Raw genomic sequence first — 15911 nt, 5'->3', positions numbered from 1 at the left:
GTAACTAATACTTTGAGATATGAAAGAACTTGATTGGGCTAATCTGCCGTTCGGATACATGAAGACAGATTACAATGTGAGAATTTACTATCGTAACGAACAATGGGGCGAACTGGAAGTTTGCAGTGAGGAAACCATTCCTATGCATATGGCTGCCACTTGTTTGCACTACGGTCAGGAAGCGTTTGAGGGTTTGAAGGCTTTCCGTGGCAAAGACGGTAAAGTGCGTATCTTCCGTTTGGAAGAGAATGCAGCCCGCCTGCAATCCACTTGCCGTGGCATCTTGATGCCGGAACTTTCTACAGAGCGTTTCAAAGAAGCTATTCTGAAGGTGGTGAAGCTGAACGAGCGTTTCATTCCGCCTTATGAATCGGGTGCTTCTCTGTATATCCGTCCGTTGCTGGTGGGTACCGGTGCACAAGTAGGCGTACATCCTGCCAGCGAATATCTGTTTGTGGTGTTCGTGACCCCGGTAGGTCCTTACTTTAAGGGTGGATTCTCAACCAATCCGTATGTCATTATCCGCGAATTCGACCGTGCTGCTCCATTGGGTACCGGTACTTATAAAGTAGGTGGTAACTATGCAGCCAGTTTGCGTGCCAACAAGAAAGCGCACGATTTGGGTTATGCCTGCGAGTTCTATCTGGATGCCAAGGAAAAGAAATACATGGACGAATGTGGTGCTGCCAACTTCTTTGGTATCAAGGACAATACGTATATCACTCCGAAATCTACTTCCATCTTGCCCTCCATCACCAACAAGAGCCTGATGCAGCTGGCAGAGGATATGGGTATGAAGGTAGAGCGTCGTCCGGTTCCTGAAGAAGAATTGCTGACTTTCGAGGAAGCGGGTGCCTGCGGTACAGCTGCCGTTATCAGCCCCATCGAACGTATTGACGACGTAGAGAACGGCAAGTCATACGTTATTTCCAAAGATGGAAAACCGGGACCGGTATGTACGAAGCTTTACAACAAGCTGCGTGCCATCCAGTATGGTGACGAGCCAGATACTCATGGTTGGGTAACGATCGTTGAATAATACGGTAATGTCTATCGTATAAGACTTGCCGGGACTTTGTTTTTATACTTTTAGGCACGGATTGCGCGGAAAACACGGATAGATTTAAGAGAAACCGTGAAAATCCGTGCAATCCGTGCTTAAAATAATATGTTTTATGTTTCAATACTTCTTAAATGGGAAAAAACAAGTTAGAGAAGTTTGCCGATATGGCGAGTTATCCGCATGTTTTCGAGTATCCGTATTCCGCGGTAGATAATGTGCCGTTTGACATGAAAGGAAATTGGCACGGGCAGTTTTTCAAAAATGACCATCCTATTGTCCTGGAACTGGGCTGTGGTAGGGGAGAATATACTGTCGGATTGGGACGCATGTTTCCCGACAAGAACTTCATCGGAGTGGATATAAAGGGAGCTCGTATGTGGACGGGAGCTACCGAGTCGCTGCAATCGGGCATGAAGAATGTGGCCTTTCTGCGTACGAATATCGAAATCATCGACCGTTTTTTTGCTTCGGATGAAGTGAGTGAGATCTGGCTTACTTTCTCGGACCCGCAGATGAAGAAGGCTACCAAAAGGCTTACTTCCACTTATTTCATGGAGCGCTACCGCAAGTTCCTGAAGAATGACGGTATCGTTCATCTGAAGACGGACAGCAACTTCATGTTTACCTATACCCGGTACATGATTGAAAGAAACCGGTTGCCGGTGGATGTGATGACGGAAGACTTATATCACTCCGGCATGGCTGATGAGATACTCAGCATCAAGACCTATTATGAACAACAATGGCTGGATCGTGGTTTGAATATCAAGTACATCAAGTTCCATCTTCCGCAAGAGGGTGAGTTGCAGGAGCCGGATGTGGAGATAGAGCTGGATGAGTATCGCAGTTATAACCGTAGCAAGCGTAGTGGACTGCAAACCAGTAAATGATGTGAATCAGTGGTTAAAACTACTGCTGATTCGCATAAAAATAGTAAATAGTAAATCGTCAAATAGTAAATACAATGACATTATATCCAAAATTAATCCTTGATGCATTGGCAACAGTGCGTTATCCCGGCACTGGAAAGAATCTTGTTGAGGCTGAGATGGTGGCCGATAACATGCGGATTGAAGGGATGAAGGTCAGCTTCTCGCTGACATTTGAGAAACCGACCGATCCTTTCATGAAGTCGATGGTGAAAGCTGCCGAGATGGCTGTACATACGTATGTTTCTCCCGAGGTGGAGGTTGTGATTACGACTGAAAGCCGTCAGGCGGCACGTCCGGAAGTGGGTAAGCTATTACCTCAGGTGAAGAATGTTATCGGAGTGTCTTCCGGAAAAGGTGGGGTAGGCAAGTCCACGGTTGCTGCCAACCTTGCCGTGTCTTTGGCAAAGTTGGGTTATAAGGTGGGTCTGCTGGATGCTGATATCTTCGGACCTTCCGTTCCTAAGATGTTCCAAGTGGAAGATGCCCGTCCGGTGGCGGAGAACATTGGTGGACGTGATTTAATTGTTCCGATAGAGAAGTATGGTATCAAGCTGCTTTCCATCGGTTTCTTTGTCGATCCCGATCAGGCCACCTTGTGGCGCGGAGGTATGGCAAGCAATGCTTTAAAGCAATTGATTGGTGATGCCGACTGGGGAGAACTGGATTATTTCCTTATTGACCTTCCTCCCGGAACGAGTGACATTCACTTGACTGTGGTGCAGACATTGGCGCTGACGGGGGCTATCGTTGTCAGCACGCCGCAGGCTGTGGCGCTGGCAGATGCACGCAAAGGCATCAATATGTTCACCAATGACAAAGTGAATGTGCCTATTCTCGGTTTGGTAGAGAATATGGCTTGGTTTACACCTGCCGAACTGCCGGAGAATAAATACTATATTTTCGGTAAAGAAGGAGCCAAGAGGTTGGCGGAAGAGATGAATGTACCGTTGCTGGGGCAGATACCTATTGTACAGAGCATCTGTGAGAGTGGTGATAAGGGCACTCCGGTTGCTTTGGATGAGAATACGGTGACCGGGCGTGCGTTCCTGCAACTGGCTGCCGCCGTAGTCCGCCAGGTAGACCGCAGAAATATGGAAATGGCACCGACACGGATTGTGGAAGTGCATAAATAAACATGGATATTTCCTTTATGAAAAAGGAGCAATTGCCCGTCGCCGGGTAACTGCTTCTTTTTCATTTAAACTTGTTTGGAGAGAGAATTAGTTTATTTAGTTGGAGTAACAGTGGCGTTCTGAACAGCAGGACTCTTTTCCGGTTCTTGCAGACGGAACATGATGGGAACTGTATATTTTACATTTACAGCTTGTCCTCTTTGCATGCCGGGCTTCCACTTAGGCATAATGGTAGTCAGGCGGATTGCTTCGGCATCCAGCAGAGGGTCGGCACTGCGGAGAACTCTGGGATTGATGATGTTGCCCTCTGTATTTACAATAAACTGTATGGTAACTCTTCCCTGAATCTTAGCTTGCTGTGCAGCTGCCGGATATTTGATGTTTTTGCTGATGAATTCCATCATTGCGGGCATACCGCCGGGATATTCGGGCATTTGTTCTACAACTTCAAAAATGGTTCCCTCCTCCGGTACCGTTGTACCTTCCGGAGCATAACCCACTACCACCAGTTCATTTATTTTGTTTTCAATGGGAGCATACTTCACCGGGATCTTGTCTTCTGTCAATCGGAACATTACTGGTACCGTAAATCTTACGCGTACTGCTTCTCCGCGTTGTGTACCGGGTTTCCATTTAGGCATGGCACTGACTACGCGCACGGCTTCTTTGTCCAATTCAGGGTCAACGCCACGCAGTATTTTTACATTGGTAATACTTCCATCCTTCTCCACAACAAATTGCACGATACCCCGTCCTTGTATACCTTTCTTCATAGCTGCTTCCGGATATTTGATGTTCTTGCTCAAGTATTCCATCAGTGCAGGCATACCTCCACCAGTGAATTCGGGCATATGCTCTACTACCTCGAAAATCGGATTGTCTGGAGTTCCCGGGTCGCTTTGCATGACTTCATTCCATTTCTCATTGTAAACGATTGTCCAATTCGTTTTGTTTTCTTTGGGTAATCTTTCATCAGTGAAAGAGATGCCTTTCTTTTTGTTTCCGTCTTGATATAAGAATAATAATTTTGCTTTGGGAGAGGCTTTGAATTCAAAACTTCCATCGGCTTGGGTAGTGACTTCGGTAGGAGTAGAATTAGGAACACTTAGTATTTTCACACCTTGTATTGGCTTTCCATCCTTGTCCACTACCTTTCCTTTGTAAGTCACGGTTTTCGTGTCTTGTTCCGGTTGGGGAGCTACTTGAGGGTCTTGAACTTCCGGTGCCGGTTGTTCGGTTTGGGGATCTACAGCTTCTATGACTTCCACCGCAATCTTCTTTGTGGTACGCGCTACGGTTTCGATATTGCTGACAATCATAAGTAAGGCCGCTAAAGGAAGGAACATCAAATATTTGGTTCTTCCTATTTCTTTGGTTCTCTTTTTGTTCATCATCTTGATGCGTTTTTTTAGAGGTAAAACATTGAAACTGTTATAGATGGTTACTGCAGCCTTTTGATGTGACAATCCTAACAAATGGTATTGATAGGTTTTGGAGTCATAGCCGTTTTCCAATACGCGGGCGTCGGCCATATATTCCAGATTGGTACGGATTTCCCGTTTCATGAGCCAGGCAAATGGATTACACCAGCAGAAAATGCACACCAGTTCACTGATGATGACATCAATGGAGTGCCATTGCCGGGCATGTGTCTGCTCATGGGTCAATATTTCGTTGAACTCCTCTTCCGTATGCGAGGACGGGTGGATAAAAATCCAGTGGAAAAAAGAGAAAGGCCCGTCTGCTTTGGGAAGTAGATGTATACTTGTGTTGCCTATTTGTATCTTGCGGCATCGGCATGTTAGGCGGATGATGCCTGCCAGTTGCATGATGAGGCGTATCATCAGCAATGCCACTATTCCCCAATAGGCGATATTGGCATATTCTGAAAGGATGCTTTTCCAGTCGGTCGGAGCCACTTCTGTGCCTACTGTGAGTTCCGGTAGCACAACGCTGGCATAGAGATCTGCCATGGCCACCATCGGTTCCTGCTCCGTAATCCACGTTTGTATGTTCAGCAAAGGTACGGCAGCGGAAACGGCAAAGAAACAAAGCAGTGCGGTTCTGCGCCAGCCGAAAAATGTGTCTTTGTAGAAGAACAGCCGATAGAATGCATAAAACAGTACTATCGCTACATTCACTTTCAGAAAATAGGCTAACATGTTTACTCCTTTCCTTTCTCTATCATATCTATAATGTCTTTCAGGTCATTGGCCGAAATCTTCTGGTCTTTGGCGAAGAACGAAACCATTTCCTTATAAGAATTTTCAAAGTAGTTGCGCACAAAACCGCTCATAAAGGTACGTTTGTATTCGCTTTCGCGTATAAGCGGGGTATACTGGTAGGTATTGCCTACACGTGCGGCACGGATATATTGCTTGCGCTCCAGGTTTTTCACAATAGATGCTACTGTTGTGTAGGGAGGCGCCGGTTTGGGATATTTGGCAACAATGTCTTTTACGAAGCAACTGCCCAGTTCCCAAATGTACAACATTGCTTCTTCTTCTTGTATCGTTAACTTTTCCATGGATAAAGTATTTAAATGAATTCAATACAAATCTACGAATATTTCGTAAACTGGCATCAAACAGTGAGTTAATTAATCTAAATGCGTTTACTGTATGTATATTCTTTTGTCTGATTGAAAAGAACATGGCTGTTGATAATCTTCTTTTGGTTAAGATTGTCTATCTTTGTTGCAATTAATTCTTTTACCTTAAATAAAGCAGAAATATGGGAACAGTTAAATCGTTGTTGCTGGGAATGTGCTTCGTATTGGGTGCATGCACAAGCCAGACTTCTACTGTGCAAACCACAGAGAAGGGAACTCAATGGGAATGGCAAAATGGTACCATTGTTGTCAAGACTCCCGAGCGTCCGGAAGGACAAAAGAGTGTATTGGGACTGACTACTCCGAAGCTGGAGGCAGTGCGTGTGGGTTTTGTTGGTTTGGGGATGCGTGGTCCCGGAGCAGTGGAGCGTTTCACTTATATTCCGGGTACGCAGGTAGTGGCTCTTTGTGATTATGAAGAGGCCCGTGCAGATAAATGTCAGGAGCTCTTGAAGAAGGCATCCATGCCCAAAGCCGCCATCTATTCCGGTGACAAGGGATACGAGGAACTTTGCAAGCGTGATGATATAGACTTGGTTTATATTGCTGCGGACTGGCTGCATCACTTCCCCGTTGCCAAATGTGCGCTGGAGAACGGAAAGAATGTAGCGATAGAAGTGCCTTCGGCCATGAACCTGCAGGAATGCTGGGATTTGATTAACTTGAGTGAGTCTACCCGCAAGCATTGCTTCATCTTGGAGAACTGTTGCTATGACTGGTTCGAGATGAATACGCTGAACATGGCGCAGCATGGCGTATTCGGTGAAGTTATCCGTGCACAAGGTGCTTATATACATAACTTGAGCCCGTTTTGGGACTATTACTGGAAGAATGGAGAAAATGACAAGTTGGGCTGGCGTTTGGACTACAACATGAAGCATCGCGGTGACGTGTATGCCACTCACGGCCTTGGTCCGGTGGCGCAAGCACTGGATATTCACCGTGGTGACCGTATGGAAACGCTGGTAGCCATGGACACCAAGTCTGTGGTGGGCAAGGAGTTGGTAGAGAAAAGAACCGGCGAGGAGTGCAAGGAATTCCGTAACGGTGACCATACCACGACCATGATTCGTACAGCCAATGGAAAGGTGATTGAGATTCAGCACAATGTAATGACGCCACAACCCTATAACCGTCTGTATCAGCTTACGGGAACCAAGGGATTCGCCAACAAATATCCGGTAGAAGGGTATGCGCTTGACGCTGACCAGCTGAGTGCATCGGGCGTTCAGCCCAAAGTGGATGATTTGAATTCACACGGTTTCCTACCGGAAACGGAGATGGAGGCACTCGTGGAGAAATACCAGCATCCCATTTTGAAGAAGTACGGTGAGATGGCGAAGGAAGTAGGAGGTCATGGTGGCATGGACTTCGTGATGGACAGCCGTCTGGTATATTGCCTGCAGAACGGTCTTCCTTTGGATATGGATGTATACGACCTTGCTGAGTGGTGCTGCCTTGCAGAACTGGGAGAACTTTCCATGGACAACGGTTGTGCGGCTGTGGCATTCCCCGATTTCACCCGTGGTGAATGGAATGTGGTGAAAGGCTACAAGCATGCGTATGCAAGTCCGGAAGAGGAAGCGGCTGCTATGGAGAAGGCAAAGGCATTCACTGCTAAACTGAAGGAGCAGGGAGCCAAGGAATGGGCTGAAAAGTAATAACGGTATACTGATAAAACAAAAAACAGCAGGCCTATCCCTGCTGTTTTTTGTTTTATCAGTTTGTCATTTAGTAACTTTCAATAATTCCTCCTTCATCTTTTCCACTCCCGGGAAACCAGTTTGCCTGAACGTGGTGTTTCCTTCTCGGTCTACAATCAGATAAGTCGGTACCCCTTCTATCTTGAATGCGTCCGAGAGGTATTTCCATTGGGTATCTGTCAGGCGGAAGTGTTCGCCGTGGATGTCGGGAATCATATTCTCCCAGGTCTTCAAGGGGGAGGTTTCACCGGTGATGTACAGATATACAATGTCCTTACCTTTCAGTTCCTCCTTCATGGGGACCATCATCTTGTTTGCCATACGGCATGGACCGCACCAGGTGGCCCAGAAATCTACTAACAATACTTTTCCTTTGAATTTGCTGATGATGGAAGTAAACAACTCTTCGTTGTTGACGTTGGTATCCACTTGGTTGATGGTGTAACCCGTCTTTTTCTTGTTGGCTTCGAGCTGTGCAAGCAACTCGTCATTGGCAGCAGTCAGCATTTCGCGGTATGCGGCGGGCATGGCGGCAACGGTTGCCTTTTGCTCGTCGGTGAGTGGGGTGAAGTTCTTGATACCCCGGTAGAGGGTGACATTACGGGCTATATCGAAGAAGATGCCTTTATCTGTTCCCCATGCTTTGGCCAGTTCCTCGCTCCGTTCTACATTTCTTGGAGCCATTTGTACATACTGGTTGGACAAGACTGCCTGCGGTACATTCAATATGCTCATGTCCTCGTCGGACACGTAGTTGGAGGGCACTTTCCGGGAAAGTTCCTGATAGTAGTTGTTTGCTTCCTCCCGTTTGATGAGATTGGCTTGTAGGGCAGCCGATGTCAAGATGCTGGCAACGGAAGACAGCATGGCATTCGTAGTCAGTTTGTTATTGATGGTCAGAAGTTGTCGGGTAGAAACACTGTAAGGTAACTTGTCTATTGCTTCTTGTGTTTCGCCGGATATTTGGAGTACGTATGTTTTGGCTGCATCAATATCCTTGCCAGCCAGTGCAGCTATGTTTTGATAGAGCTTGTCTTGCATGTTGATGTCGGGGTGGTTTCCGTTCAACTCTTGTGCCACGGTTTCTAGAGGCCCGTTGATGTATACCATTTCTCCATAGGTTTTCCCCTTGCTGTGGAATTTAGACTTGCGTCGGGAAGCTTCGCGTAGATTGACGTATATTTCTGTTGTCTTGCCCGGTTCCATGAAGAACTGGAGCATATGTTCTCTACCCAGATACATGGTACATGGGGTAGTGCCGGGCAACGTTATTTCTTTGGTGAAACTGCCGTCAGGCTGGATGTCGAGTGGTATGTCCATGATGTCTCCTTTGATATTCTCCCACACGGCAATACTGATTGGCATTGCCATATTGGGGCGTGAATCCAGGAGTTTCCCTTTCAGCATGGCTTTTCCATATTGGATGACCGGTTCGGGAAGTTCGGCATTAGGGTCGGTTTTGTGCACTACGGCGTTTTGGGGAAGTGCCAATTCCGGCAGTTTCTTGCTTTTCAGCTGTATTCCCCAGATGCTGAATCCGTTTTCCACCTTTTCGCCTTCGGTGAAGTCGAAGGAGGTAGCATTGTCGGATAGGGGAGGAAAGACCAGTTGGAATTCCGCTTCGCCCGATTCGGGCATCCAAAATTCCTTGCCTGGTGTGATGCCTATGCCGGAACGCAGTTGGTAGGTTTCTCCGTTATTGTCTGTCAGGTAGCTGTCGGGTGCAATCTGTATCCAGTACTTGGGACGATACTTGGCATAGATGTGGAGCACGGTTGCCGTGTCACTGATGACTACTTTGCTCACTTCGATGGAAGTCGTGTTTCTTACGATGAACGGTGGTTGGTCAATCACACGGTTTTTGGCTTGCAGGGTACAGCAGATGCACAGTAGGAAGCCTGCTAAGAGGAAATGGATGTGTTTCATATGAATTGTTTTTTGCGAAAATACGAATGTTTCGTAAAGAAACAAGCATGTGGGAGTTAATTGATGTAAAATGCTTCCATTTCTTCGTTTTTCAAAGAAACCTTGTATCTTTGCCGTCTGATACTTAACACTTAATATCTTGTCATATGAAAACCAGAATTCTTCTGATGGGCTTGTTGTTGGCTGCTGTTGCCGATGCACAGACTGTCTATCATGATGTTTCCGCCTTCCCCCTTTTGGGCAAAGCAACAGAATCTACCCTTACCCGCTATGAGCGTCTGCCGGACTCTCTGCAGAACATCTCCCGCAAGCCTTTGTGGGACTTGGGCCGCAACAGTGCCGGACTTGCCGTGCGCTTCCGTTCCAACTCTACAAGCATTTCCGCCAAATGGGAAGTAAGGAACAATATGAGTATGAACCACATGACGCCTACCGGTATTAAAGGCCTCGACCTCTACTGCCTGCAAGACGGCAAATGGATATTTGCCGGTAGCGGTCGTCCGCAGGGCAAGGTCAGCAAGGCGACTATCGTAAGCAATATGTTGCCCGAGGAGCGCGAATACCTTTTGTACCTTTCTTTATATGACGGGGTTACCTCGCTTTCCATCGGAGTGGATTCCCTATCTGCCATCACTCCACCGGCAGTGGACTTGCCGAAACGTGAGAAGCCGGTAGTATTCTATGGTACCAGCATCTTGCAGGGAGGCTGCGCTTCCCGTCCCGGCATGGCACATACCAATATTCTGGAACGTTGGCTCAATCGTGAGTGTATCAATCTGGGCTTTAGCGGCAATGCCTTGCTCGACCTGGAGATTGCCGATGTCATAGCCGGTGTGGACGCTTCTATGTTTGTCCTCGACTTTGTGCCCAATGCTACCGTGGAGCAAATGAGAGAGCGTGCCGATAAATTCTATACCATTATTCGCAGCAAGCATCCCGATACGCCTGTTCTTTTCGTGGAAGACCCTCTCTTTACCCACTCTCCTTTTGACACCAGGATTGCCAAGGAGGTGAAGGACAAGAATGAGACATTGAATGCCTTTTTTCGTTCTTTGAAGCAACGTGGAGAGAAAAACATCTATTTCCTTTCTTCCCGTGACATTATTGGCCACGACGGGGAGGCTACGGTAGACGGCATTCATTTTACCGATTTGGGCTTTATGAGGTATGCTGAGATACTTTACCCAATATTAGAGAAACACATGCGACCGTAATTAGGTATTACAGCCCCGTTTGTCTGTTTGCTGCCTTGCCGATGCTGTAGGGCAACTATTTGTTTCCTTTAACAAAACAGTCTGTTCCCTTATAGGAAACAGACTGTTTCAATATGGCGAACAAACTGTTTTTATATATTGGAACAAATTGTTCTGATACGCTGAAACAAAGTGTTCAAACGTATGTGAACACTTTGTTTCGTAGGCTTGGAACGATGTGTTACGCTTCTATACTCTTATGCTTCTTATACTCTTCAATTACATGTTTCCTGCTCTGCAATATCTGCCAGCGATATACCAGACACGTGGTGATGAAGTAGAAGCCCGTTTGTATCCATAGTGCCTGATACTCGAAAGAGACTTCATTGAGTGTGGCTCCCATACTGTTGATGCGTACGTAGCCGTTGATGCCGAAGGTAGAAGGGAAGATGTACGAGAAGTACTTCCAGAAAGCAGGCATGGCGGCTCCCGGCCACGAAATGCCGGAGAGGAACAGCAGCGGCACTGAGGTGAACACGAACAGCAGCATGCACGTTTCGCGGTTGCGGATGGCAATGGATGCTGTCATGGCAAAGAAAATACAAGCGGCCAGGTAGGGCAGGGTGAACAGAGTCAGGACACCGGGTATCGCTATTTGGTTGAGGCTGAAAAGCCATGGAACCACACACTGTATATATACCGATACCAGTGAATATACCATGAAGTAGCTCAGCCCTTTTCCCATCACAATGCGTAGTGTGCCGTTGTAGTGGCGGTTGATAGGCACCAGGTCGCGGAAGCGGTTCTGTTCGCGTGCCGTCCCGGCAGACAAGCCGATGCCGAGTAGCAGCGTTTGCTGGATAATCAATACCAATACTGCCGGAATCAGGAAAGCGGCAAATCCGTTGGTCGGATTATAGAGGGCGACATCCTCATACTCTATCGGGTAGGCGGTAATCTTGTCCTGGCGGTCGGTGGTATTGGCGCTTCGCTCCACTTTGATGTCTGCGTTCATGGCGAGCGACACGTTGGTGTTGGCGGTCAGCAAGGCTTTGTAATACAGCAGTCCGCTCATGTCGCAGAAGATACTGACCTGCGTCTGCTTACCGCGTACAATGTCGTCGTTGAAGCTGGAGGGGATGTAGATAATGCCGTATGCCCTGCGGTCTTTCAACATCAGTTTGGCTTCTTCCATATCGGCGCAGTAGCTCACGAGGCTCACTTCGGGACTGGAGTCCACTTTCCGCAGGTATTCGCGGCTCAACGAGGAGCGTGAGTCATCCACCACGACAGTGGGCACTTCGTGGATGGTTTCGTTGGTATAGATGAAAGCATATATCAACGGATAGACCAACGGAACGAGCACGAAGAAGATGAGCACGCCCTGGTCGCGGAAGGTTGTACCGAATTCCCGTTTCCATATATAGAACAAGTCATGAATGCCTTGTATCATTTTCTGTCTGAACGTCAGGTCTTTCATTAGGGCATGTATTTATAGTAAACCAACGCTCCTTTCAGCCTATGGGCTATAAGGAACGGGAGCATCATGAAAATAAGCAGCGCTACGTAGTTGACCCACGAGTAAATCATGGGGTATCCATTCAGTGCCTGATCCACATAAATCAGGAAATAGTGGCGCAGGGGGAACAGATTTGCCAATGCCTGCAATACGGGGTGCATGCCCATGGCGGGGAATGACAATCCGCACATGGAGAAAGAGAGTACGCCCCATAGGGAAGCGAAACTGAGTCCCAGACGCAGGGTAGGCAGGGTTCCTATCATCAATATTCCCATGCCTTGCGATGCCAGCACCAGGCAAAGGGTGGCAAGCAGCATCGGCAGGATGCCGCTGTTGCAGGGAAAATGGAGGAAACCGTAGAGGTATACATTATATAATATTCCCATCAGGAAGAAGATGGCGGTATGCGGCAGCAGTTTGCCGGTAAGGGAAATCCAGATGGAGTTGTTGCCCATGCGCAGCCATTCGCGGGCCGTGCGGTCTTTTATCTCAACTCCGATGGAATAGACGGTCACCATGAAGATAAGCAGCATCAGTACACCCGGTGCAAAGGTGTTGCACAGATATACGGAGTAGTTCAGCCACGGGTTATTGAGTGGATGCGTATCTATGACGATGGGCTGGAGGAAGGCCATCGCTTGCTCCTCGGTAGCGCCTTTGGCATAGAGGGCGGTGCGGGCGGCGGCTCCCGATGCCAGTTCGCTCATCATCTTCATATCTTTGAAGAGCAGTGAGCCGGCAATGAGTAGTGTGTTGTTGGTGTAGAACGAGAGTTTGGGCTGCCGTTGCGCCTGCGCCTTGGCGGAGGTGCCTTCGGGTATATAGAAGAAGCCGTAAATCTCTCCGCGCTGCATGGCGGTGCGGGCTTCGTTGATATTGGGATAGCGAGCCACGACGGCTGTCTGCTCAAAAGCGTCCAAGTTACGTATCAGCTGGCGTGAAGTGGCACTCATGTCCTGGTCTACCACACCTACGGGCATGTCCGTAGGAAGCCCGGAGTCCATCAGCGTGGTGAAGAATATGTAGCAGAACAACGGTGCTATCACCATACAGAACAGATAGAGCGGGCGGGAAACAAGACGGCGGCATTCGCGTCTTGCTACATTCCACAAAGCCGTATGTTTCTTATCTCTTTCCATCATCCTCCCCAATAACTCATAACTCCTTTTATTTCTCCAATATCACACTCATTCCCGGACGCAGTCCTTCCACCTTCTCTTGCGGAGCGGCTTTTACTTCGAATGTTTTCAGGTCGAACTGGCCGGTAGTCTTGGTCGCTTTCCAAGCGGCATATGTGCCGAGGTCTTTCATGTAGTACACTTTCAGGCGGATATTCCTATCGAGGGCAGGGATGAACGCCTCGAATTCGGTATTCATACCCAACCCTTGCAGCAAGTCCTCGCGTACATTGAAGGTTACCCACATGTCATCCAGAATAGCGATGTTCATAATGGGAGCACCCGTGCCCACAAGCTCGCCTACTTTGGGGAATATCTCGGATACCTCACCGGCAGTCTGTGCAATCAGGTAAGTTTCCTTGATGTACGATTCAACTTCGGCCACAGCTCCTTTAGCACGTTCCACCAAGGCAGCGGCAGCGGCTTTGTCCTCGCGTTCCGCACCGTTCTTGGCCATATCATACTGGGCTTTGGCGGCTTTCTCTGTAGCCTGGGCTGCATTGCGTTGGGCGGTAACTTCGTCAAGCTTTTGTGCAGACATCACGCCTTGGTCGTGCAGGTTCTTCACACGCGTGTAGGATTTTTCGGCAATCTCCAGTCCGGCCAGTGCCTTTTGCCACATTTCATAGGCAGCTTGTATCTGTTCCCGACGGGCGCCTTTCAAAGCTTTTTCGTTCTGGGCCTGGGCTGCCGATTCGGCGGCGCGTGCTTGTTCCAGTTTGGCCTGCACGTCCGGAGCCTCCAAAATGGCAAGGGTGTCTCCGGCTTGTACGCTTTGTCCCTCTTTTACACGAAATTCCAGAATACGTCCCGGCACTTTGCTCGATACTCGATACTCCGTTACTTCTGCTTGTCCTTGCACAATCTCCGGCCCTTTACGCAACATGAAGAAACCTACAAGGGCAACGATGGCAATAACTCCCGTCAGTGTGAGGAATGCCAACAACATGTTGCTGTTTTGTGATTTTGTATCTAACATATTATTTACTATTTACAATTTATGATTGAAGAAACGATCAATTATCAATTGTCAATTCCCCCGTTGCCTTTCTCAGATAGATTTCCGTCAGTTTTACGTCAATCTGTGCGTCTATCTTTTCCGATTGAGCAGAAAGCCATGCGGTATGCGCTTCGAGCACATTGCTGGCGGGTATAACGCCTTCCTCAAAGCCGAGTGTGGCGTATCTCAGGTTCTCGTTGGCTTTTTCCAGGTTCTTTTCGGCCATGGTCAGTTTTTTGGCAGCTTCGTTCACTTGGAAAGCAGACTGGTTGACCTGCAGCTCTATCTTTTCTTTGGCGTCATCCAACTGGTATTGGGCGATGCGTGCTTCCGATTTGGCTGCTTTTACTTTATAGATGCCTTCGCCCCAGTGCCAGATGGGTACCGATACCATGACACCCACGTTCCACATTCCTTTGAACTTCTTCTCAAAACTATTGAAGACGGAAGGGTTGGTTGCCATATAGCTGCCCATTAGTGCTATGGAAGGAAGATATTCCGAACGGGTGACATTTACTTTTTGCTTGTAAATCCGTGTGGCAAGTTCCAGGCTGCGTACTTCGGGGCGAGTGGCATAAACGTTGTTGATGTCGATGGCACCGTTTTTCAGAGTTGTGGGGGCCAGGTCTTCCTTCTGTTCGTCTGCGAGCATGATAGGAGTGGAAAGGTCAAGACCACACAGTTGGCACAGCAGCATCCGGGCAAGGCTCAAGCCATCGGTTACTTTGGTCAGAGTCATTTCGGCTTCATTCACTTTTACTTTGATGGAGAGTCCGTCTGCTTTGGTGGCAACGCCTTGGGCAATCATTTTGTCGACGTCGCTGTCGAGTTTCTGCAGTAGTTTCAGATAACCTTCTGCCAGCTTCTTTTTATGGGCAAGGGATACTACCTGCCAATATGCCTGGTCTGTACTCAGGATTACTTCCTGCATACCGGTGTTGTGCTGCTGGCGGGCCAGCTCTTCGGCGTATTTGGTGATTTTATTGTAGGCACGTATCTTGCCGCCCATATATAGGGGTTGGGTCAAGGTCAGTGCGCCCGCATACATGTTGCGGGTGTCTGTACGAAAGGCGTCAACCAAGGATTGGCCTGCACCGTCGAGGGCACCTACCAGGCTTTGTCCTAAAGCCGGCAGTTTCCCCGCTATTTCAGGATGAAGCTGCGCTATGACTTGGGCGGCTTGTTGCAAGGGGCCGCTGAGGTTTGTACCCAATCCGGACAAGGCCCCTTTTTGGGCATCACTGAGGATAGACAACTCTTTTTGGCTGCGCATATATCCACCGGTGGCCGAAATGTTGGGAAGGTAATTGGTGAATGCCGCCTTTTTTTGATAATGTGCAGCGTTGATTTTTTCTTGGCTTATCAGCAGTTCTTTGTTGTTGGAAATTGCCAATGCACGGCAACTATCCAAGCTCAATGCTTCCTGGGCCTTCACGGGGAAGGACAGGTATGCCAAACAGATGAAACAGAAGAACTTTTTCATTGGGCTATACATTAATTAAGGTGATGAATCGGTTACTTATACAACAACAATAATTGCATAAACAACGATGCAAATGTATAGGCTTTCAATGATATTGCAAAATAATTTAGAAATTTTTTTAGGCATAAGAACAAAAGAACACATTTTGCAGCGTTACGAAATCAGTAGTA

Annotated in this window: 12 protein-coding genes; 5 read left to right on the top strand and 7 right to left on the bottom strand. The window is 47.9% G+C overall.

Annotation, left to right across the window (positions count from 1 at the left end; genetic code table 11):
• Positions 1-19 precede the first annotated feature (19 nt).
• From EYA81_RS05325 to EYA81_RS05315, 3 genes are all read left to right on the top strand, one after another.
• Complete coding sequence (locus tag EYA81_RS05325; protein WP_016273137.1) at positions 20-1039, top strand: branched-chain amino acid aminotransferase; 1020 nt, start codon at positions 20-22, stop codon at positions 1037-1039.
• Positions 1040-1194: 155 nt separating this feature from the next.
• On the top strand, positions 1195-1953 hold the full coding sequence (gene trmB, locus EYA81_RS05320) for a tRNA (guanosine(46)-N7)-methyltransferase TrmB (protein ID WP_117600806.1): 759 nt from the start codon (positions 1195-1197) through the stop codon (positions 1951-1953).
• A 74-nt stretch (positions 1954-2027) separates the two neighbouring features.
• Positions 2028-3128 (top strand): Mrp/NBP35 family ATP-binding protein, encoded by a 1101-nt coding sequence (locus EYA81_RS05315; protein WP_131225444.1) that lies wholly within the window; start codon positions 2028-2030, stop codon positions 3126-3128.
• Between the two features lie 92 nt (positions 3129-3220).
• On the opposite strand, the gene EYA81_RS05310 is transcribed toward EYA81_RS05315, so the two are convergent.
• Positions 3221-5290: a M56 family metallopeptidase gene (locus EYA81_RS05310; RefSeq protein ID WP_117600808.1), complete on the bottom strand. Its 2070-nt coding sequence runs from the start codon at positions 5288-5290 to the stop codon at positions 3221-3223.
• A 2-nt stretch (positions 5291-5292) separates the two neighbouring features.
• The gene (locus tag EYA81_RS05305; protein WP_005829755.1) at positions 5293-5655 is read right to left on the bottom strand and encodes a BlaI/MecI/CopY family transcriptional regulator; all 363 of its coding nucleotides are present in this window, start codon (positions 5653-5655) and stop codon (positions 5293-5295) included.
• Between the two features lie 206 nt (positions 5656-5861).
• Here EYA81_RS05305 and EYA81_RS05295 point away from each other — a divergent pair, with 206 nt between their 5' ends.
• Entirely contained in the window at positions 5862-7400 is a 1539-nt protein-coding gene (locus EYA81_RS05295; protein WP_131225443.1) for a Gfo/Idh/MocA family protein, read from the top strand.
• A 66-nt stretch (positions 7401-7466) separates the two neighbouring features.
• On the opposite strand, the gene EYA81_RS05290 is transcribed toward EYA81_RS05295, so the two are convergent.
• Entirely contained in the window at positions 7467-9368 is a 1902-nt protein-coding gene (locus EYA81_RS05290) for a TlpA disulfide reductase family protein (RefSeq protein WP_119961225.1), read from the bottom strand.
• 146 nt (positions 9369-9514) lie between these two features.
• On the opposite strand from EYA81_RS05290, the gene EYA81_RS05285 reads away from it, so the two are divergent.
• Positions 9515-10582: an SGNH/GDSL hydrolase family protein gene (locus tag EYA81_RS05285; RefSeq protein WP_131225442.1), complete on the top strand. Its 1068-nt coding sequence runs from the start codon at positions 9515-9517 to the stop codon at positions 10580-10582.
• 220 nt (positions 10583-10802) lie between these two features.
• Here EYA81_RS05285 and EYA81_RS05280 read toward each other — a convergent pair whose 3' ends face one another.
• From EYA81_RS05280 to EYA81_RS05265, 4 genes are read right to left on the bottom strand one after another with little or no spacing between them, the layout of a single operon-like run.
• Complete coding sequence (locus EYA81_RS05280) at positions 10803-12041, bottom strand: ABC transporter permease (protein ID WP_131225441.1); 1239 nt, start codon at positions 12039-12041, stop codon at positions 10803-10805.
• Complete coding sequence (locus EYA81_RS05275) at positions 12041-13219, bottom strand: ABC transporter permease (RefSeq protein WP_119961270.1); 1179 nt, start codon at positions 13217-13219, stop codon at positions 12041-12043. The genes EYA81_RS05280 and EYA81_RS05275 overlap by 1 nt, the downstream gene beginning before the upstream one ends.
• Positions 13220-13247: 28 nt before the next feature.
• A complete protein-coding gene (locus EYA81_RS05270; protein WP_131225440.1) occupies positions 13248-14237 on the bottom strand; it encodes an HlyD family secretion protein in 990 nt (329 codons plus the stop codon).
• 37 nt (positions 14238-14274) lie between these two features.
• Positions 14275-15741, bottom strand: coding sequence for a TolC family protein (locus tag EYA81_RS05265; protein WP_117974254.1), 1467 nt, complete (start codon positions 15739-15741; stop codon positions 14275-14277).
• Positions 15742-15911: the final 170 nt, after the last annotated feature.

This window comes from Bacteroides sp. A1C1, from assembly GCF_004328515.1.
Classification (GTDB): Bacteria; Bacteroidota; Bacteroidia; order Bacteroidales; family Bacteroidaceae; genus Bacteroides; species Bacteroides uniformis.
Note: the sequence above shows the minus strand (reverse complement) of the source record. Positions and strands in the feature narration are given on the sequence as shown.

What these genes read in the sequence shown, in the direction of transcription:
- EYA81_RS05325 (WP_016273137.1), top strand. Translation starts at nt 20, where the DNA reads ATGAAAGAACTTGATTGGGCTAATCTGCCGTTCGGATACATGAAGACA.
- EYA81_RS05270 (WP_131225440.1), bottom strand. Translation starts at nt 14,237, where the DNA reads ATGTTAGATACAAAATCACAAAACAGCAACATGTTGTTGGCATTCCTC.
- trmB (WP_117600806.1), top strand. Translation starts at nt 1,195, where the DNA reads ATGGGAAAAAACAAGTTAGAGAAGTTTGCCGATATGGCGAGTTATCCG.
- EYA81_RS05275 (WP_119961270.1), bottom strand. Translation starts at nt 13,219, where the DNA reads ATGGAAAGAGATAAGAAACATACGGCTTTGTGGAATGTAGCAAGACGC.
- EYA81_RS05285 (WP_131225442.1), top strand. Translation starts at nt 9,515, where the DNA reads ATGAAAACCAGAATTCTTCTGATGGGCTTGTTGTTGGCTGCTGTTGCC.
- EYA81_RS05295 (WP_131225443.1), top strand. Translation starts at nt 5,862, where the DNA reads ATGGGAACAGTTAAATCGTTGTTGCTGGGAATGTGCTTCGTATTGGGT.
- EYA81_RS05290 (WP_119961225.1), bottom strand. Translation starts at nt 9,368, where the DNA reads ATGAAACACATCCATTTCCTCTTAGCAGGCTTCCTACTGTGCATCTGC.
- EYA81_RS05310 (WP_117600808.1), bottom strand. Translation starts at nt 5,290, where the DNA reads ATGTTAGCCTATTTTCTGAAAGTGAATGTAGCGATAGTACTGTTTTAT.
- EYA81_RS05265 (WP_117974254.1), bottom strand. Translation starts at nt 15,741, where the DNA reads ATGAAAAAGTTCTTCTGTTTCATCTGTTTGGCATACCTGTCCTTCCCC.
- EYA81_RS05280 (WP_131225441.1), bottom strand. Translation starts at nt 12,041, where the DNA reads ATGAAAGACCTGACGTTCAGACAGAAAATGATACAAGGCATTCATGAC.
- EYA81_RS05305 (WP_005829755.1), bottom strand. Translation starts at nt 5,655, where the DNA reads ATGGAAAAGTTAACGATACAAGAAGAAGAAGCAATGTTGTACATTTGG.
- EYA81_RS05315 (WP_131225444.1), top strand. Translation starts at nt 2,028, where the DNA reads ATGACATTATATCCAAAATTAATCCTTGATGCATTGGCAACAGTGCGT.